This is a genomic window from Cohnella sp. GbtcB17 (assembly GCF_019091135.1).
In the GTDB taxonomy this organism is placed as follows: domain Bacteria; phylum Bacillota; class Bacilli; order Paenibacillales; family Paenibacillaceae; genus Cohnella.
Window position 1 is genome coordinate 1 of sequence record NZ_JAGXJW010000095.1, and the last position, 17639, is coordinate 17639.

At 59.2% G+C, this 17639-nt stretch carries 17 protein-coding genes and 1 pseudogene; 9 read left to right on the forward strand and 9 right to left on the reverse strand.

Features of this window, described 5'->3' with window-relative positions:
* Positions 1-287 precede the first annotated feature (287 nt).
* The 4 genes from rplT to KVT38_RS31565 form a co-directional block, all read right to left on the reverse strand.
* The gene (gene rplT, locus KVT38_RS31550; RefSeq protein WP_090114071.1) at positions 288-647 is read right to left on the reverse strand and encodes a 50S ribosomal protein L20; all 360 of its coding nucleotides are present in this window, start codon (positions 645-647) and stop codon (positions 288-290) included.
* Between the two features lie 61 nt (positions 648-708).
* Entirely contained in the window at positions 709-909 is a 201-nt protein-coding gene (rpmI, locus tag KVT38_RS31555) for a 50S ribosomal protein L35 (protein WP_090114073.1), read from the reverse strand.
* Between the two features lie 18 nt (positions 910-927).
* Positions 928-1431 (reverse strand): translation initiation factor IF-3, encoded by a 504-nt coding sequence (gene infC, locus KVT38_RS31560; protein ID WP_217597745.1) that lies wholly within the window; start codon positions 1429-1431, stop codon positions 928-930.
* Between the two features lie 301 nt (positions 1432-1732).
* A complete protein-coding gene (locus KVT38_RS31565; RefSeq protein WP_217597731.1) occupies positions 1733-2971 on the reverse strand; it encodes a glycosyltransferase family 2 protein in 1239 nt (412 codons plus the stop codon).
* 670 nt (positions 2972-3641) lie between these two features.
* Between KVT38_RS31565 and KVT38_RS31570 the strand changes: the two genes are divergently transcribed.
* Positions 3642-5393, forward strand: coding sequence for a methyl-accepting chemotaxis protein (locus KVT38_RS31570; protein ID WP_217597732.1), 1752 nt, complete (start codon positions 3642-3644; stop codon positions 5391-5393).
* Between the two features lie 86 nt (positions 5394-5479).
* On the opposite strand, the gene trmB is transcribed toward KVT38_RS31570, so the two are convergent.
* The 3 genes from trmB to KVT38_RS31585 all read right to left on the reverse strand — a co-directional run bounded on the left by trmB (position 5480) and on the right by KVT38_RS31585 (position 7563).
* Positions 5480-6292 carry a tRNA (guanosine(46)-N7)-methyltransferase TrmB gene (trmB, locus tag KVT38_RS31575; protein ID WP_217597733.1) on the reverse strand — a complete coding sequence of 271 codons (813 nt, stop codon included), beginning with the start codon at positions 6290-6292 and terminating at the stop codon, positions 5480-5482.
* 86 nt (positions 6293-6378) lie between these two features.
* Positions 6379-7209 carry an MBL fold metallo-hydrolase gene (locus KVT38_RS31580; protein ID WP_217597734.1) on the reverse strand — a complete coding sequence of 277 codons (831 nt, stop codon included), beginning with the start codon at positions 7207-7209 and terminating at the stop codon, positions 6379-6381.
* A gap of 165 nt (positions 7210-7374) precedes the next feature.
* Positions 7375-7563, reverse strand: a complete 189-nt coding sequence (locus KVT38_RS31585; RefSeq protein WP_217597735.1) for a hypothetical protein — start codon at positions 7561-7563, stop codon at positions 7375-7377.
* Positions 7564-7888: 325 nt separating this feature from the next.
* Here KVT38_RS31585 and mnmL point away from each other — a divergent pair, with 325 nt between their 5' ends.
* The 6 genes and pseudogenes from mnmL to KVT38_RS31615 all read left to right on the forward strand — a co-directional run bounded on the left by mnmL (position 7889) and on the right by KVT38_RS31615 (position 12170).
* Entirely contained in the window at positions 7889-8857 is a 969-nt protein-coding gene (gene mnmL, locus KVT38_RS31590) for a tRNA modification radical SAM protein MnmL/YtqA (RefSeq protein WP_217597736.1), read from the forward strand.
* 4 nt (positions 8858-8861) lie between these two features.
* Positions 8862-9485 carry a tRNA 5-(aminomethyl)-2-thiouridylate-methyltransferase MnmM gene (gene mnmM, locus KVT38_RS31595; protein ID WP_217597737.1) on the forward strand — a complete coding sequence of 208 codons (624 nt, stop codon included), beginning with the start codon at positions 8862-8864 and terminating at the stop codon, positions 9483-9485.
* 15 nt (positions 9486-9500) lie between these two features.
* Positions 9501-9904 (forward strand): annotated as a pseudogene (locus tag KVT38_RS31600) (VOC family protein).
* Positions 9901-10878, forward strand: coding sequence for a type I phosphomannose isomerase catalytic subunit (locus tag KVT38_RS31605; RefSeq protein ID WP_217597738.1), 978 nt, complete (start codon positions 9901-9903; stop codon positions 10876-10878). Before KVT38_RS31600 ends, KVT38_RS31605 begins: the two are co-directional and overlap by 4 nt.
* Before the next feature lie 109 nt (positions 10879-10987).
* Positions 10988-11470 carry a hypothetical protein gene (locus KVT38_RS31610; protein WP_217597739.1) on the forward strand — a complete coding sequence of 161 codons (483 nt, stop codon included), beginning with the start codon at positions 10988-10990 and terminating at the stop codon, positions 11468-11470.
* 139 nt (positions 11471-11609) lie between these two features.
* The gene (locus KVT38_RS31615) at positions 11610-12170 is read left to right on the forward strand and encodes a MogA/MoaB family molybdenum cofactor biosynthesis protein (RefSeq protein ID WP_217597740.1); all 561 of its coding nucleotides are present in this window, start codon (positions 11610-11612) and stop codon (positions 12168-12170) included.
* Between the two features lie 199 nt (positions 12171-12369).
* Here KVT38_RS31615 and KVT38_RS31620 read toward each other — a convergent pair whose 3' ends face one another.
* Entirely contained in the window at positions 12370-13842 is a 1473-nt protein-coding gene (locus tag KVT38_RS31620; RefSeq protein WP_217597741.1) for an MDR family MFS transporter, read from the reverse strand.
* A 152-nt stretch (positions 13843-13994) separates the two neighbouring features.
* Between KVT38_RS31620 and KVT38_RS31625 the strand changes: the two genes are divergently transcribed.
* Positions 13995-14567 (forward strand): TetR/AcrR family transcriptional regulator, encoded by a 573-nt coding sequence (locus KVT38_RS31625; RefSeq protein WP_217597742.1) that lies wholly within the window; start codon positions 13995-13997, stop codon positions 14565-14567.
* A gap of 71 nt (positions 14568-14638) precedes the next feature.
* Here the strand turns inward: KVT38_RS31625 and KVT38_RS31630 are convergent, their stop codons facing one another.
* Positions 14639-16378: a B12-binding domain-containing radical SAM protein gene (locus tag KVT38_RS31630; RefSeq protein ID WP_217597743.1), complete on the reverse strand. Its 1740-nt coding sequence runs from the start codon at positions 16376-16378 to the stop codon at positions 14639-14641.
* Positions 16379-16608: 230 nt separating this feature from the next.
* On the opposite strand from KVT38_RS31630, the gene KVT38_RS31635 reads away from it, so the two are divergent.
* Positions 16609-17499 carry an Rpn family recombination-promoting nuclease/putative transposase gene (locus tag KVT38_RS31635; RefSeq protein ID WP_217597744.1) on the forward strand — a complete coding sequence of 297 codons (891 nt, stop codon included), beginning with the start codon at positions 16609-16611 and terminating at the stop codon, positions 17497-17499.
* Positions 17500-17639 lie beyond the last annotated feature (140 nt).

Genomic DNA, 17639 nt, shown 5'->3' on the forward strand with positions numbered 1-17639 from the left:
GCGTGCTGTCTTTGCTGCCGGCCAGCTCGCCGTATGCGCCGGAGCGGTCCTTGCGGACGGCCTAGATATTGCGTCCGTCGAGCTTTTGCGCTTGCGCTTTGGTCACGCGTGCCATGCGCACTCCTCCTCTCACCGTTTGTCCGTTCAGTATATGACCGCGGCCTCGGTTAGGGGTGTACGCTTGTACGCGGCGAATCGCGGAGATCGGCGACGCGTTTTGCTTGATCGCGAACGGACGCAAAAAGACGCCGCCCCGGCGAAGGGAACGGCGTCTTGAACGCGAGCGATTACGCGTTGATTTTTTCTTTGGCGGTGCCGGCCAGCGAGTTGAACGCGGTGATGTCGTTCACGGCCAGGTCGGCGAGGATCTTGCGGTTCACTTCGATGCCGGCCAGCTTCAGGCCGTACATGAGCTTGCTGTAGGACAGGCCGTTCTGGCGAGCGGCTGCGTTGATCCGCACGATCCACAGCTTGCGGAAGTTGCGCTTGGTTTGGCGACGGTCGCGGTATGCGTACGTCAGGGACTTCAGAACTTGCTCGTTGGCTTTCTTGAAGAGGCGGTGCTTGGCGCCCCAGTAACCTTTAGCCAGCTTCAGGACTCTATTGCGACGGCGGCGCGTTACGAACCCGCCTTTGACTCTTGCCATTTGAGATAACCTCCCGGTGAATGTATAGGTCCGCTGCCCGATGCAGCGAATCCGTTCGTGATTACTTCAGGTTAGCCAGCTGCTGCTTCATGCGGCGAACGTCGCCGTCGGCCAGCAGGGGCTGCGTGCCCAGAACGCGCTTTTGGCGGCCGGACTTGTGGGACAGCAAGTGGTTCTTGTAAGCCTTGAAACGCTTGACCTTGCCGGTGCCGGTGATCTTGAAGCGGTCCTTCAGGCTGCTGTGGGTTTTCATCTTAGGCATCTGTATTTCCTCCTGTCGTCAGTGGGTGGCCTTGGGGGCCAGAATCATAATCATGCTGCGGCCTTCGAGCTTCGGCACGCGTTCGATGACGCACAGGTCTTCGCCCGTGGCTTCTTGCGCGACCCGCTCGAGAATCTTCTGGCCGATGTTGGCGTGGGCAATCTCACGACCGCGGAACCGCACGGAGCACTTGACCTTGTCGCCTTCCTTGAGAAACTTGATCACGTTGCGCATCTTGGTCTGATAATCATGCTCGTCGATGTTCGCACGGAACCAAACTTCCTTCAGATCGACGATCTTCTGATTCTTCCGGGCTTCCTTCTCTTTCTTCTGTTGCTCGTAGCGGAATTTGCCGTAGTCCATGATGCGGCATACGGGCGGCTTCGCTTGCGGAGCGACGTTGACGAGATCGAGATTGGCGTCGATCGCCATCTGCAGAGCTTCCCTGAACGGCTTGATGCCGATCTGTTCGCCTTCAGCGCCTACCAGACGTACTTCCTTCGCCCGGATTTCCTCATTGATTTGATGATCCTTGCTAATAACGTTCCACCTCCATTAATGGAAAAAGGTCGTCGTTGCAACCTGGGCAACCGAAATGTCAAGAAGACAATAAAAAATGCGGGCATGATCGCCCGCATTCCGCTCGCTAACGTTAGGTGGCCGCCGGCGACGAGCAAGCTCGCCCGGGGGACCGGGTACGTAGGCTACGCTGACCAGCCGGCGTCCGCCGAACAGGTGAGAAGCGGGAGCTTCTTCTTGATAGCACTGTTATTTAACAGTTACCGAACTACTATAGCACGCCCCGACGGCCATGTCAAACCCATTACATTTGCTTGCCTTGAACTTCCTCGAGACGAAGCACGCGCGTGTGCTCCGTGTGGCTCCACTGCTTGTTGTTCTGGGTGAAGAACGCCCAGAACGTCACCGGCCACCAGGAGAAGAAGAAGATCGGGAACGTGATCAGCCTGAAGTACAGCTTCCAGCTGACCTTCTCGAGCAGCATCGACAGCGGCAGCTGCGCGTAGATGTACAGCGAGATCGGCACCGCGATCCAGGCCGGCGCGACCGAGTAGATCGAGTCGAAGTGCGGCGCGCCCGGCAGCAGCAGGTCGAACCAGAGCGTAAAGGTGAGCAGGAAGCCCATCAAAAAATTGTACGCGTTAAAAATATAAATGGCGGCGTCGATCTTCACCCAGCTCCGCTCGCGGATGCCTTGCCACAGCGTAGGCAGCATGTAGCGGCGCGTGATGTCGAAGTGCCCCTGCATCCAGCGCAGCCGCTGACGCGAGGAAGCGCGGAACGTGATCGGCTTCTCGTCGTAGACGCGGGCGTCGAAGTTGAACTTCGGCTTGATGCCACGTTGAATGCAGCGCACGGTGAACTCCAAGTCCTCGACGAGGCTCGTCGCGCCCCAGCCCATTTCCTTGAGCAGCTTGGTCTCGAACGTCATCCCGGTGCCGCCCAGGAAGTTGGACAGGCCGAGATTGTAGCGCGGCAGCTGCCACAGACGGTTGCAGAACCAGTAGTTGATGCCGTTGGCCGCGCTGACCCAGCTGTCGTGCGGGTTTTTGGTGTCCAGGTAGCCCTGGATGACGCGGTGTCCGTTGCACAGATCCTCGTTCATGTACTGCAGGAAGTCTGTCGCGACCAGGTTGTCGGCATCGAACATGACGACGGCGTCGTACTGTCGGGGCCGCTTCCACAGCTCCTTGAGCATCCATTCGATCGCGAAGCCCTTGCCTCGCTGAGCGGGATTGTTGCGCTCGCAGGCATAGACGCCTTCGTAGCCGCGGACGATCTTGGCCGTGCCGTCCGTGCAGTTGTCGCAGATGACAAAAATGTCGAACAGTTCGCGCGGGTATTTCATTTTCAGCAAATTCTCGATCAAGGCGCCGACGACGGCTTCTTCATTGTGAGCGGCCACAAGAAGGGCGAATGACTTGGTCGGCTTGTGCGTGATGGTCTCCTTCTTGCGGTACCAGCCGAAGAAGGACAGGATCACTTGATAGGCTCCGATCAGGAAAAAGAACACCTGAACGACGAGCAGCAGGTTGTTGAACATATGCGGTATTACCCCCTGGACCCCTATTTTTCATGATTTCTCTTTTTGTGCAATCAAGCTCGGAGAGTCCGAAAGCATACGCTTGATTGTCTTACCTTTAGGTTCGCTTTGTCAAAACCGGCAGACTGCCGTATCCGGCGCTATCGGGCCGGATACGCGGATTAAACCGCGATCATCGTCGCTCCATTCCTGAATGCTTCCTCATATCCTCCCCTTGCGCCCGGTTACTCCGTTTAAGCGACTGCAGTCTCACCTGGCTCCCGAGTTCGACGGCAACCGCGGCTTACGGGCTTTTGGATGCATTTTCCGGCAGCGCGCAAATATCTCCATAGAAGTGTACCCATACGTCCGGTCATGTTAAACGGCCCGATCCCGCTGAAGCCGACGCTCCGCCTTCATCGTTCTCCGGCATCCCTCCTCGGAACAGAATTTGCCGTAACGGCCATCCAGGAACGTCTTTCGCAAAGTCGAGGGAAGATGTCCCTTAATATAAGACGGCAGCCAAGCCGTGCGGGTTTCCGGTTAATCGGCACTATTTTTGCGGCAGCGCGGGGAGGGCAGCCGGGACGTCCTTCTGTCGCTCGATTGGTAAGACTGTCCAATTTCGAATATAATGTCGATAGAAGAGGTCGCAAGTCCTAGTTTCTTTGTCATAAGGAGGAGAAATACAATGAATTTTGTTGGTTCCTGGCGGAGATCGATCCGCCTTAAGCTTATTCCTTTGTTTTTGCTGACGCTCATCGTTCCCGTATCCGCGCTCGGCGTCGTCAGCTACCGCATCTATGAGGACGAGTCGAATCAGTTGATCGAGAAAAATCTGAAAAACCTGGTCCACATGGCCGCAAGCATCACCGAAGGCTTCGAAGCCGAGGCGACGGAAGGCCGCATGGATGCCGCCAAGGCGCAGGAATACGTCAAGCAGCAGCTCATCGGCATCAAATCGGGTGAGACGCGCGCGATTACGAAAGCTTTCGATCTCGGCAAAAACGGCTACTTTTTTATTTTAAACGAACAAGGCGACCTGCTCGGCCACCCGCTGCTCGAGGGACAGAACATCATCGACAAGAAGACGAGCTCGGGCTTCTATTACATCAAGGATATGATCGCCAAAAGCAAGCAGGGAGGCGGCTTCACCCTGTACGATTGGCCGCTGCCCGATTCCGATAAGGAAGCCCGGAAAATTACATATGCCCTCCAGGTGCCCGGCGAATGGGGCTGGATCGTCGCGGCCGGCTCCTATGTGAAGGATTACAACGCCGGCGAAGGCCATATTCTGAACGCCCTCTTGATCACTATCGCCATCAGCTGGCTCTTGTTCGCTCCTCTGCTCTATCTGATCGTCCGTTCGATCGTCAGACCTATCAAGCGAATCACGTCCGAAGCGGCACGCATGGCGGACGGCGATCTGAGCCGACTCGACCTCGCCGTGCGCAACCGCGACGAGATCGGCGAGCTGGCACGCTCCTTCGTTCGCATGCACGACAATCTGCGGGACATCGTCGGCGCGCTGCTCGCGAACGCCGACCGGCTGAACGCGGCGTCGAACAACATGAGCCTCGCCGTCTCCGAGACGACCGAGGCCGGCAAGCAGGTGGCGCTGGCAGCCCAGGAGATCGCCTCCGACAACGAGACCCAGGCGCGCGCGGCCGCCGAGAGCTCGCAATCGATGGAGGAAATGACGCAGGGCATCCAGCGCATCGCGGACACGTCGTCCGAAGCGTTCGATTCGTCGGAGACGACCTTGTTCGAGGCGGTCGAAGGCAACCGGCTTCTGCAGTCGACCGACGCCAAGATGGGTGCGATCAGCGAGACGACCGGACAGCTCTCCGGCATTCTGGCCCGCCTGACGGAGCGTTCCTCGCAGATCGGCGGCGTCGCCGAGGCGATCGCGGAGCTGGCGAGCCAGACGAACCTGCTTGCGCTTAACGCCTCGATTGAAGCGGCCCGCGCAGGCGAGGAAGGCAAAGGCTTCGCCGTCGTCGCCGCCGAAGTGAAAAAGCTGGCGCAGCGCTCCCGCGACTCCGCCGCCGAGGTCGCCGAGCTCATCCGGACGGTACAAGCGGATGTCGCCGAGGCCGGGACGACGATGGCGCTGAATCATACGGCGGTCGAAGCCGGCGTTCAGGCGCTCAAGCTGACGGGCGAGTCGTTCGCCGCCATCGTCAAAGCCACGCAGAGCGTCGCGACGCAGATTCAGGAGTCGTCTTCCTCCGCGCAGCAGATGGCGGCGAGCTCCGAGGAGATGGCAGCATCGATGCAGGAGATGGATCGCATCTCGGGTCACGCCAACGAGCTCGCGCAGACGATCTCCGCAGCCACCGAGGAGCAGCTCGCCGAGATGGAAGCGTTGAGCTCGTCCGCCGACTCGCTGCGAGATCTGGCGTCGGACCTGCAGCGAATGGCGCACAAGTTCAAGCTTTAATCGATGTCGATTCATCAAAAAAAGGGATGTCCCGGGCGGTCCATATATACGGACCAAGGGGACATCCCTTTTGGTTCGGCGGCTGGCTAGTCCGCCCGATCTTCTTCCGCTTCGAGCTCCTCGTCCGCGTCGCCGGCGACGGCGAGCCCGGCCTTGCGGCGCGCGAGCGCCTCTTCCGCGCGCCGCTCCTGGTCCGCATGCTCGGCGTCCAGACGCTCCCGGTGCTCGGCGCGCGCGCGCGCGCCGATGACGGCCTCGAGCCGATAGATCGGCTGGCCCAGACCGACGAACTTCGTCTCGTACTCGGTCATGACAAGATCCTCGCGCAGCTCGTCCCGATGCAAATGAAGCGAGACGTTGCGCAGCTGCAGGCCCGTATCCGCGAAGCTGTTCAGCGAAAACTCGAACAAGCTGAGCGAATCGGTCTTAAAATGAATCTCGCCGATGTCCGACAGCAGCCGCTTGTATCTCATCAGGAACAAGGGATGCGTGAGCCGGCGCTTGCCGTGCTTGCTCTTGGGCCACGGATCGCTGAAGTTTAGGTAGATCCGCGTCAGCTCGCCCGGCTCGAACATATCCTCTAGAAACTCCGCGTTTCCGCGCACGAGCGCCAGGTTGGGCACGCGCTCCTCACCCTTTTCGCGCCAGATCGCACGCGCCTTCTCGCTGCCCCGCTGCAGCAGCTCGTCGAACATATCCATCCCGATGTAGTTGATATCCGGATTCCTCGCGCTCATTTGCGTGATGAAGCGGCCCTTGCCCATGCCGATCTCGATCATGATCGGACGGTCGTTGCCGAAAAATTCATGCCACCGTCCCTTGAGCTTCTGCGGCTCCAGCACCACCAGATCGGTCTGCGCCTCGAGTCCTTGCTTAAATTTCCTGCCGCGCAATCGCATGTAGATCCTCCCGTATCGCCGATAATAAAACCGTGCCGCATCCATTTTGCAGTCTTCGGCCTTCTTTGTAAAGCGGCGGCCGCTAGCTACCTCGCCGCATCCGCCAACTCGCGCCTGATTCGGTTCGCGTTTTCTTCATGATACTTGCGCTGGTTCCGGGGAAACGGCGCATCGTCAATCAAGCGGGCCAAGCCCGCCTCGTCCTCCGCCGCGACCAGCCGCCGAAGCTCCCGAATGTAGCGCAGATCCGCGTCGCGCCGCGCCTTCATATGCGCCAGGTCGGCGGACGGGGAGCCGTGCCCCGGCACGAACAGCTTCAGGTCGTGGCGATGCGCGATCGCATCGAATTGGAACAGCGTCTCCTCGTACGCGGCGCTGTCATGGTCGATAAACGGGAACTCCGCATCGGACAAATAATCGCCTAAAATCAATACGCCGTACGGCTCCACGACCGTCATCATCCCGTCCGCGTTGTGGCCTGGCGCCTGGTAACAAACGAGCCTCGCGCCGCCGAGCGGCAACGCCGTGCCGTCGCCGTCCATCGGATAGTCCACATCCGGATAGGCGATCTTGTAATTTCTTTTCAAATAATACTGGTCGTCGAAATCCCGGATCTGATCCAGACTCCGCTCGCGAGCGGCTACGGAACTCCGGGCGAAGCTGCCGCTCGCGACGACGGCCGCACCCGGAAATGCGCCCCAGCCGATAATATGATCGTAATCGGAATGCGTGAACAGCAGCACGACCTGCCGATCTCTGCGCACCCGCTCCACGTATGCGCGAATCTCCTCGACCTCTCGCGGAAGCCAGCAAGGATCCGCCACGACGACATGCGAATCCGTCACGACGACGGTCGAAGTTGTCCGGTACAGATCGCTCTCGAATACGGTTACCGGTCCGTCTTGAATGCTCAGCATGCCTCGTCCTCCCAACTGTGCCAGCTTCAGTATAAGTCAAGCCGCGTTAATCGGGAAGAACGCGAGCGACGCGCATCCAGTCCTCTTTGCAAGCGGAGCCCCTGAACGTAAATAAAACCGCCTTCCCGGTGGCGGGACAGGCGGTCTATAAAAGTCTGCTTCGGATTAATTCAGCGGACGGTTCTCTTCGATATGGTAATGAACTTCGATCGCTTCCTGCAGCTTCTTCTTCGCGGATGCGCCGACGAGGTGGTTGTTGTTGAACTTGACGCCTGCCAGCGCCATCATTTCCTTGACCGTGAGCTCGACCTTCATCGTATCGTCGCCTTGGGGAATGCGTACGGAAGTGCTCATGAACTTCACTCGCTTTCTTAAAATTATGATGGGGTAAAACCTAGCATATCCGCACCTTTACGACTGTATCCGACAGACGTCTGAATTTGTATGGATGTCAGATTTGATTGTTGATCTGACGCACTTTTAATATAACAGATCATGTTAGGTTTAGCAAGAAGGCGAACGCCTTGAAGAAGCCTTTTTTTCAAGAAAACTTCTTTATCGGAAAACGGAAGGCTGTAAAATGAATCGATGAAAATGGAACGGCGGGGCTTTTTCAGCTACAATAGAAGAAGCTTAGGCACTCGACTAAAGACAAGCGCACAAGGAGCGGCGGACAAATATGCCGATCATTGAAAATACAGCAGACGATGCCGTTCGACCCGCGGAGTGGAGCGGCAAACGATTCCATACGTGGAATCACGAGATGAGGCGCCAATTCGGCACCAAGGTGTTCAAGGTCATGCTGGACGCGGGCTTCACCTGCCCCAACCGGGACGGCTCGATCGCGGCCGGCGGCTGCACGTTCTGCAGCGCGCGCGGCTCCGGCGACTTCGCGGGCAGCCGCCGGCAGGATCTCGTTACCCAATTCAATACGATCCGGGACCGTCAGCATCTCAAGTGGCCGGAGGCCAAGTATATCGGCTACTTCCAGGCTTATACGAATACGTACGCGCCGCTGGCTACGCTGAAGGAGTATTACGAGGTCATTCTGGAGCAGCCGGGACTGGTCGGCCTCTCCATCGCAACCCGGCCGGATTGCCTCCCCGACGACGTCGTCGACTATTTGGCGGAGCTGAACGAGCGGACGTACCTCTGGCTCGAGATGGGTTTGCAGACGGTGCACGAGAGCACGTCGACGCTCATCAACCGCGCTCACGATACCGCGTGCTACGTGGACGCCGTCGAACGTCTTCGGGCGCGCGGCATCCGGGTATGCACGCACATCATTTACGGCCTACCGGGCGAGGACGAGGCGATGATGATGGAGACGCTGCGGCAGACGGCGGCGATGGATGTACAGGGCATCAAGATCCACCTCCTTCACCTCATGCGCAAGACGCCGATGGTGCGGCAGTGGCGCGACGGCCTGCTCCGTTTTCTCGAGATGGACGAATATGTGAAGCTTATCGTCGATTCGCTGGAGCTGCTGCCGCCTGAGATGATCGTCCATCGCTTGACGGGCGACGCGCCGCGCGATCTGTTGATCGGGCCGATGTGGAGCCTGAACAAATGGGAAGTGCTGAACGCCATCGACGCGGAGCTGGTGCGGCGCGGCAGCTGGCAGGGTAAGCACTGGAAGGGAAGCTGATCGCATGGGCTTCCTTTCCGTGCTGACGATGGCCCAGCGGCTCGTGTCCGAGCGCCTCGCGCCGGGCGCGACGGTCGTCGACGCCACGGCCGGCGGCGGCGTGGATACGCTGTTTCTGGCCAGAGCGGTCGGCCCGGGCGGACGGGTGTACGCCTTCGACGTGCAGGAGGCGGCGCTGGCGCGCACGAAGAAGCGGCTGCTTGAGGCAGCGCCGTCGGCGGCGCCGGGCGTCGGCGGTGCGGCTCGGGCGCTCGGTGAGGTGGTGCTGCTGCATGCCGGGCATGAAGAGATGGCGGCGAGGGTGCCCCTTGAAGCGCACGGGCGCGTAGGCGCGATCATGTTCAACCTCGGCTATCTGCCCGGCGGACCGGAGACGGCCGAAGGCGCGGGCCCGATCATCACGAAGCCGGACACGACGCTGGCCGCCCTGGACGCCGCGCTTCGCCTGCTCGCGCCGGGCGGCATCGCCACGATCGCCGTCTATCCCGGCCACGAGGGCGGGCAAGACGAGGCGGCGGCCGTCGATGACTGGATCGCCGCGCTGCCTGAAGACGCCGTCCAGGCGCTGCTATACCGCTTTCCGAAGCGGACGGGATCGCCGTATTTGTATGCGTTGGAGAAAAAATAAGAGGAGGCGGCAATCATGGCTGTCAGAAAAATCGAGCACGTCGGCATTATGACGAGCGATCTGGAGCGGTCGATCGCTTTTTACGCGCAAGTCGTCGGACTTGTACATACGGACACGGTACCGCATACGAACGGCGTCATCCGTCTCGCGTTTCTGTCGTTCCCCAGCGCAAGCGAGACGGAGCTCGAGCTGATCGAAGGTTACGACGGGACACTCGCCCCCGAGGGCGCGTGCACCACGTCGCCTTTAACGTCGATGACATCGAAGCCGAGTATTCGCGAATCTCGATGCTCGATGTTGAGGGGCTCGACGCCGAGATCACGACGCTGCCGAACGGGAGCCGTTACTTCTTTTTCCGCGGACCGGACGGCGAGTCGCTAGAATTTTTCCAATCGACCAGAGGAGGCAACCCAGCATGACCCAATCGACCAGACCTTACCCGCTTCACTTCAAGCCCGAATTCAAGGAACGCGTATGGGGCGGCCGCGCGCTCGAGCAGTTCGGCTTCGACGTGCCCCCCGGACACATCGGCGAAGGCTGGATGATCGCCGATCACCCCAACGGCGTCTCGCATGTGCAGAACGGCGAGCTGGCCGGACTCGGCCTCGACGAGATCCGCGAGCGCTTCGGCGCGCAGTGGTTCGGCGCAAAGGGGGCCGTCGCCGGACTCGGCCGTTTCCCGCTGCTCATCAAGCTGCTCGATTGCAACGACGACCTGTCCGTACAGGTGCATCCGAACGATCACTACGCCGGCCTGCCCAAGGGCGAGCTCGGCAAGACCGAGATGTGGTACGTCATCGACGCCGCGCCGGACGCCAAGATCATCTACGGCCTGAAGCCCGGCACGACGCGCGACAAGCTTGCGGCCGCCATCGCTGAAGGCAAGATCATGGATTCGCTGCAGGAAGTGTCCGTCAAAGCGGGCGACACGTTCTACATCCCCGCCGGCACGGTACACGCGCTCTGCGCAGGCGTCCTGGTCGCCGAGATCCAGCAAAACTCGGACACGACCTACCGCCTTTACGACTACGACCGTCCGGGACTCGACGGCAAGCCGCGCGAACTGCATATCGAGGATTCGCTGAACGTGACCGACTACGAGGGCGCCGGCGCGAGCCGCATGTCCACGGCGGGCACGCCCGCCGGAGAGTGGCTGCGCCTCGCCTCCTCGCCGTACTTCGAGACCGACAAAGGCGTCGTGCAGGGCGACTGGGAGCTGGCGACGCCGTCGGACAGCTTCGTCATCCTGATCGCGGTGCAGGGACAAGGCTCGATCGGCTGGGACGGCGGCAGCCTGGACATCAAGGCCGGCGATTGCCTCCTTCTGCCCGCCAATCTGGGCGCTTATCGTCTCGGCGGCGACATGACCGTGCTGCGGAGCCAGCTGCCTTAACTTGGGACGACGCGCTTGCGGCTTCAAGCGATTGGAGCTGCGGCGCTTCCGTTTCATTGCCCGACCATTCCCGCGTCCTTCGGCGGATGCGAAAGGATAGATCCATGGCATGCTGAGACAAATGTTGATTTTGTCCGGGCTGGGTATCGCGATGTGGGCGCTCGGCACGCTGTTTTTTATGCTGTTCGGCGATTGGGTGCTCGTCGCCGCCGAGGACCGGCAGTTCGGCGCCTCGCTGTTCTTGCTTGAGGCGCTCACCGCGCTCGTCATTCTGGGCGTCGCGCTCGTCGTGCGGCTCCGGCTGTTCAGGACGCCGGGCTCGGCTACGCGGTTCGGGTACGTCGGCGCATTGATCGGTCTCTTGCTCAACACATTCGTTCTTCTGTACAGAGACAAGGTCTTATACGATCTCGATCAAGGGCAGTACCACACGTTTACGGTGTGGATGACGCTAGCCTACGCCCTCTTCCTGCTGCTGCCGGCGATCGCGGACCGGCTCATCCGCACTGGGTCCGCCGGCGCCGGCGCGGCGCATGACCTGCCCGCGGACGAATATGCGGAGGACGACCCGGCGACGTACCGGCCGGAGTAACAGCATTGACGGCGCTAAGATCGGTCGCCAAGCGACAGCAACAAGCGAACCCTGCATTTCCGAATCCGCCTCGCGATCCGGAAATCGGGTTCGCCGTTTTTTTTATCGTTCAGCGTCTTGATATAATTCACGACTTGATATGGCTCAACGACTCAAGGAGGCAGTTCCTATCGAATCCATCACTTCCGCCGAACAGCATAGGCGCGAGGCCCCGTCCTCCGTCGCCTGCATGATCGTCACCGTATCCGACACGCGTACGCCGGACACCGACAAGAGCGGCCGGCTCATACGGGAGCTTCTCGAATCGCACGGACACGAGGTGCGGCGTGCGCTCATCGTGCCGGACGAGTACGAGCGCATTCGCGAGCTGCTTCGAGAGGCCGAAGCCGATCCCGCGATCGAGGCCGTGCTGCTGAACGGCGGCACCGGTATTGCGGCGCGCGATACGACCTATGAAGCCGTGGCCAGCATGCTCACCAAGGAAATGCCGGGCTTCGGCGAGATTTTCCGCATGCTGAGCTTCACCGAAGACATCGGCACGGCCGCCATTTTGTCCCGCGCGATCGCGGGTACGATGGGCCGCACGGCTGCATTCTCCATGCCAGGCTCAACCGGCGCAGTGCGTCTCGCGATGACCCGCCTCATCATCCCCGAACTCGGCCACGTCATGCGCGAGATTTATAAAGACGATCCGAAGTAATTGTATTTTTAGAAAGATATAGCTGGCGAGGGAAGCGGAAGCGATTTCCGCTATCCTCGCCATTTTCATCAGTACGCCAATAGCAACAGCGAAAAAAACGCCAACCTTGAACGATAGCCATCGTCCGCTCCCACAACAAAAAAAGCACTGCCTGCCCGCCGACTAGCGGCGAGCGGCAATACTTCCTAGAAGGCAATTCTTATGCGACCTGCTTGGTCTCCTGCGCATCCGGCGCCTTCGTTCGGCGGATGAACAAGCCGACGACCAGCGCGACCAGCGCGACGATGAAGCCGATCCAGAACGCATCGTGCAAGCCCGCCATCAGACCGGCGACCTGCTCGGCCGGCGCGGTCGGATCTTCGGAGCCGGCCAGGTAGTTTTTGGAGCCCGTGGACATGATGCTGATGAACAGCGCCGTACCGATCGCCCCGGACACTTGCTGCAGCGTGTTGAGGATCGCGGTGCCGTGCGGGTACAGATGGCGCGGCAGCTGGTTCAGGCCCGTCGTCTGCGCGGGCATCATGACCATCGAGATGCCGATGAGCATGACGATGTGGATAAAGATCACGTAGCCCTTGGAGACGTCCGTGTCGATGCCCGTGAACATCCATACCGACAGCGCCGTGAGCGCCAGGCCCGGAATGACGAGCACCCGCGGACCGAACTTGTCGAACAGCTTGCCCGATACGGGGGCCATGATCCCGTTGATGATGCTGCCCGGCAGCATGAGCAGACCCGACTTGAAGGCTGTCAGCAAAAGCGCGCTCTGCAGGAACATCGGCAGGATCGTCATCGTGGAGAACATCGTCATCATGACGACGAACAGCAGCACGGTCACCAGGCTGAACATCGGATACTTGAAGGCGCGAAGGTCGAGGATCGGCTCCTTCACGACCAGCTGGCGCCAGATGAACAGCAGCAGGGCGACGCCGCCTACCGCGAGCGACCATACGACCTCGGTGTCGCCCCAGCCGCTCTCGCCCGCTTTGCTGAAGCCGTACACGATGCCGCCGAAGCCGATGGTCGATAGCAGAATCGAGACGATATCGACTTTAGGCTTGGTCAGATCGGTGACGTTACGAAGGAAGGCTGCGGCGAAAATAATGGAAAATGCCGCAAGCGGCAATACCAGGTAGAATAGCCAGCGCCAGTCGAGTGCGTCGATGATGAGCCCCGACAGCGTCGGTCCGATCGCCGGCGCGAACATGATGACGAGGCCGATCAACCCCATCGCCGCCCCCCGCTTTTCGATCGGGAAGATGACAAGGATCGTGTTCATGAGCACGGGCAGCATGAGCCCGGTCCCCATCGCCTGCACGACGCGGCCGGTGAGCAGCATGCCGAACTCGGGCGCGAAGGCCGAGATGGCCGTGCCGACGAGAAATAAAGTCATCGCGGACAAAAACATCTGTCGCGTCGTAAACCACTGCTGAAGCAGCGCCGTAATCGGTACCAATACGCCGATGACGAGCATGTAGGCCGTGCTGAGCCACTGGATCGTCGTCGCGCCGACGTCGAATTCCTTCATCAAGTCCGGCAGCGCGTTGCCGAGCAGCGTCTCGTTAAGGATGGCCACAAAAGCGCCGATGATGAGCGAAACAACGATCGGTCCCCTGCGTATCTTGCTTAAATCGATTGTCGCCCCTCCGGACGACGGTGATGCCCCGTTCATGGATAAAGCCTCCTATCCGCATTCTCTTTGTCTACACTTGTATATGTATTTGTACAAGTGTTAGTCTTAACTATACAATGTGTTCGCCGTTCGCGGTCAAGAACCAATTCGCAATAAATGTAGTCTAATCTACATTGGGGGCATTAATGTATATGAAAAGCGACGGGTCTACCGACCTTCGAGTGCGGCGAACCCGCAAGCTGCTGTGGGACGCGCTGATGGCGCTCCTGGGCGAAGACGGCCGGACGTTCGAATCGCTTACCGTCGCCGAGATTTGCGAGCGGGCGATGGTTCACCGGACGACGTTTTACAAGCATTTCGAGGACAAGTACCATCTCCTGTGCGCGGGCTTCGAGGAATTGAACAAGGAGCTGGCGGCGATGGATTTCGAAGAAAGAATGCGGCGTCCGATGCAGCTGCTCGAGCAGTTCGGTCATCAGCGGCAGTTCCGCACCTTGATGAAGTCCGAGCAGGAATCCGCGTCCATTAAGAGCCTTATGCAGCGCGTCGGATCCGACTTTATGAAAAACGAGCTGCTCTCGCTCGAACGAAAAGACGGGCCCTTCCCCGTCCCTGCCGAGATCATTGCCGAATTTTATGCCGGCGCGATCAACGGGCTCGCCGCCTGGTGGGTGCAGCATGGCGGAGACATCCCCGCCGAGACGATGGACCGCTATATCGGACAGCTGCTCAATTCGGCTATTTTTAATCGGCAATCGCTATAAAAAGGACGGATTCGCTTCGGAATGCGAGTCCGTCCTTATCTTTACGCGTATCCGCCGTTCGTTCTATTTTCTCATATCGCTTCGATCCGTTCCGGACCGTCCAACACGACCATGCGCGCGGACGCTTCCTCGCCGCCATGTACGAAGACGAGCGTCGTCTCCCGCGTTCGGTCGACGACCCCTTCACGTTCCCAGCGCGCGTAATCGAACGGCACGCGGTCGACCGATGCCTTTTTGGCCAAGTCCCGTTCCTCTATGCCAAGCTCGGCCGCCGCCCGCTTGAACCGGGCGGTCCAATCTTCCTTCCCGAGCCGATCCTCCCACCAAAGCTTGCGCGGCTTGTACTTGTGCTGAAGATAATAATCGATCTTGAGCAACGCAAGGGTCACGTCCAGATCGAGCGCCGGATGCCGATCCTCCTCGAGGAAGGACCACAGACGGACGAACAAGTCCTCGAGCTGATGACCGATTCGCTGCCAGCCGCGCGCCTCCCAGTAATCGCCGAACCGCTGGAAAAAATCGAACGGCGACGGATACGTCACATGAACCAAATATTCGATCGTCCGGTTCATACGGTGCGCGTTCCAGTATTTCTCCAGCACGTCTTCCACGCGCTTGATGCGGACGATGTCCGCGAACGGCATCAAGTCGTTGCCAAGCATCTCGTAGGGCGCCCTGTCCATGTAGATATAGCCGAACTTGTCCGCGCCCAGCCGAAGCCCCGTCCCCCGAAGCATCTTGAGGAAACCTAGCTGCAGCTCCTCCGGGCGAAGCGCGAACACGTCGTTAAACGTTTTGCGAAACGTGTCGTAATCTTCATGCGGCAAGCCTGCAATGAGATCGAGATGCTGGTCGATCTTCCCGCTCTCCTTGACCTTCGTCACGGTGCGTACGAGTTTGCTCCAATTCTGCCTGCGCTGCACCGCCAGGTTAGTGACGTCGTTGGTCGACTGGACGCCGATCTCGAAGCGGAAGATGCCGGGCGGCGCATGCTCCGCCAAATAGTCGAGCACCTCGGGCCGCATGATGTCCGCCGTAATCTCGAACTGAAAGACGCAGCCCCGGTGGTTCTCGATGAGAAAACGGAACATCTCGAGCGCGTAATCCCGTTTGATGTTAAACGTGCGGTCCACGAACTTGATCAGCTTCGCCCCACTGTCGATCAGATACAAGATATCCGCCTTGACCCGTTCCATATCGAAGTAGCGCACACCGACCTCGATGCTCGACAGGCAGAACTGGCAGCTGAACGGACAGCCGCGGCTCGTCTCGAAGTACACGACACGATTGGCGAGGCTCGGCACGTCCTCCTCGAACCGGTACGGCGACGGCAATGTCGCCAGATCCAACTTGGGACGGCCGGGATTGATGACGATCTCGTCCCCCTTGCGGTAGGCAAGGCCGAAGACGAAGTGGAACTTGCGGCTGACGGACAGCTCGCGCAGCAGATCGCGCAGCGTCTCCTCGCCTTCGCCCAGGATGATATGGTCGACGGCCGGCAGGCGCTCCATCCACAGCTTCGTGTCGTAGGACACCTCCGGACCGCCAAGGACGATCGTGGTGTTCGGCAAAATTTTGCGGAGCATGTCGATGACGGTAATCGTCTCTTCGATGTTCCAGATATAGCAGGAAAACCCGATCACGTCCGGCTGCCTGGCGAACAGGTCGGACACAATGGTCATCGGCGGATCCTTGATCGTATACTCCGCGATGTCCATCGGGAACTCGTCCTGGCTGTACGCCTTCAGGCAGCGCAGGGCGAGCGACGTATGAATGTATTTGGCGTTCAGCGTCGCGAGGACGACTTTCATGATGGTCCCTCTCTTTTGAAAACAGACTTCTGCTCTCTCCATTGTACGGGATTGCGGTTGCCGTGTAAAAGCGGAGGCGTTCCGACTGGTCGCCGATGACTATTGCTCGATCCGAGCTCCGCATGCTATGATCGTTGCAATACGTTCACGGCAGCAAAGCATGCGCCGCAAGCTTCTCTAATCGAGAGCTTGCGGCTTTTTGCGTTTGCGGACCGTAAAGGAGGAAAAAGATGGCGCCGCATGACGAAGCCTTCAAGAAGCTGCTGCAAACCTTTTTTAAAGAATTTATTCAGTTGTTCTTTCCCGAGTTGGACGAATGGATCGACTATTCCCATACGCGCTTGCTTATGCAGGAGCTGCTGGTCGATATCGTAGGCGCGGAGGCCAGGCAGCTGGATTTGCTTATCGAGACCAAGCTAAAAGGCCAAGATGCTTATATTCTCATTCATCTGGAACCGCAGTCCTACCGGGATCCGAAATTCGTAGAACGGATGTACATTTACTTCAGCCGGCTGTTCGAGAAGTACAGAGCGGATCACAGGCTGATCGTTCCGATCGCGATCTTTACCGGAGACGGAATGAAAAACGAGCCCGACACCCTGTCGATGGCGTTGCCCTGGCACGAAATCTTCCGATTCCGAATGCTCAAGCTCGAACTAGGCCAGCAAGATTGGCGGAGATTTATCGACTCCGACAACCCTGTAGCCGCTGCACTATTAGCGAAGATGGGCTATAATAAAAAGGACAGACGCAGCTTGAGGCTCGCCTATTTATCGATGCTGCTGCGCATGAAGGGCAAGCTCGACAGCGCCAGGCTGGCGCTCGTCCGCTCCATAGCGGATTTGTATTACGGACCTGACGCAAACGAAGAGAAATCAATAATGCATGAATTCGTGAGCATGCATCCCGAGGAGGAGGAAACGATCATGGAACTGATGCCGGCGTGGGAACGATGGGGTTACGAGCGGGGAATAAAGGAAGGCATCGAACAAGGCAAAAAAGCCCTTCAAGAGGCTACGATCGGACGCATGCGGTCCAGAGGCTTCTCCGACTCGGAGATTGCGGACCTTCTCGGCTTGCTGCCGGAAGAAGTAGGCCGCGCGAATTCAGACGCCACATAAAGACAAGCGGCAGACCGGACGAACCGGCTGCCGCTTTTTCCTATTATGCCTCGAACCCGTCGTTCTCGATCACGCTTTGAATAAACCGGTAGCTGTCCTTCGGATACCGCTTAAGCGTCTTGTAATCGGTGTACACAATG

Excerpts from the sequence above, each read along its gene's own strand:
- rplT (WP_090114071.1), bottom strand. The coding sequence starts at position 647 with ATGGCAAGAGTCAAAGGCGGGTTCGTAACGCGCCGCCGTCGCAATAGA.
- rpmI (WP_090114073.1), bottom strand. The coding sequence starts at position 909 with ATGCCTAAGATGAAAACCCACAGCAGCCTGAAGGACCGCTTCAAGATC.
- KVT38_RS31565 (WP_217597731.1), bottom strand. The coding sequence starts at position 2,971 with ATGTTCAACAACCTGCTGCTCGTCGTTCAGGTGTTCTTTTTCCTGATC.
- KVT38_RS31570 (WP_217597732.1), top strand. The coding sequence starts at position 3,642 with ATGAATTTTGTTGGTTCCTGGCGGAGATCGATCCGCCTTAAGCTTATT.
- trmB (WP_217597733.1), bottom strand. The coding sequence starts at position 6,292 with ATGCGATTGCGCGGCAGGAAATTTAAGCAAGGACTCGAGGCGCAGACC.
- KVT38_RS31580 (WP_217597734.1), bottom strand. The coding sequence starts at position 7,209 with ATGCTGAGCATTCAAGACGGACCGGTAACCGTATTCGAGAGCGATCTG.
- KVT38_RS31585 (WP_217597735.1), bottom strand. The coding sequence starts at position 7,563 with ATGAGCACTTCCGTACGCATTCCCCAAGGCGACGATACGATGAAGGTC.
- mnmL (WP_217597736.1), top strand. The coding sequence starts at position 7,889 with ATGCCGATCATTGAAAATACAGCAGACGATGCCGTTCGACCCGCGGAG.
- mnmM (WP_217597737.1), top strand. The coding sequence starts at position 8,862 with ATGGGCTTCCTTTCCGTGCTGACGATGGCCCAGCGGCTCGTGTCCGAG.
- KVT38_RS31605 (WP_217597738.1), top strand. The coding sequence starts at position 9,901 with ATGACCCAATCGACCAGACCTTACCCGCTTCACTTCAAGCCCGAATTC.
- KVT38_RS31610 (WP_217597739.1), top strand. The coding sequence starts at position 10,988 with ATGCTGAGACAAATGTTGATTTTGTCCGGGCTGGGTATCGCGATGTGG.
- KVT38_RS31615 (WP_217597740.1), top strand. The coding sequence starts at position 11,610 with ATGGCTCAACGACTCAAGGAGGCAGTTCCTATCGAATCCATCACTTCC.
- KVT38_RS31620 (WP_217597741.1), bottom strand. The coding sequence starts at position 13,842 with ATGAACGGGGCATCACCGTCGTCCGGAGGGGCGACAATCGATTTAAGC.
- KVT38_RS31625 (WP_217597742.1), top strand. The coding sequence starts at position 13,995 with ATGAAAAGCGACGGGTCTACCGACCTTCGAGTGCGGCGAACCCGCAAG.
- KVT38_RS31630 (WP_217597743.1), bottom strand. The coding sequence starts at position 16,378 with ATGAAAGTCGTCCTCGCGACGCTGAACGCCAAATACATTCATACGTCG.
- KVT38_RS31635 (WP_217597744.1), top strand. The coding sequence starts at position 16,609 with ATGGCGCCGCATGACGAAGCCTTCAAGAAGCTGCTGCAAACCTTTTTT.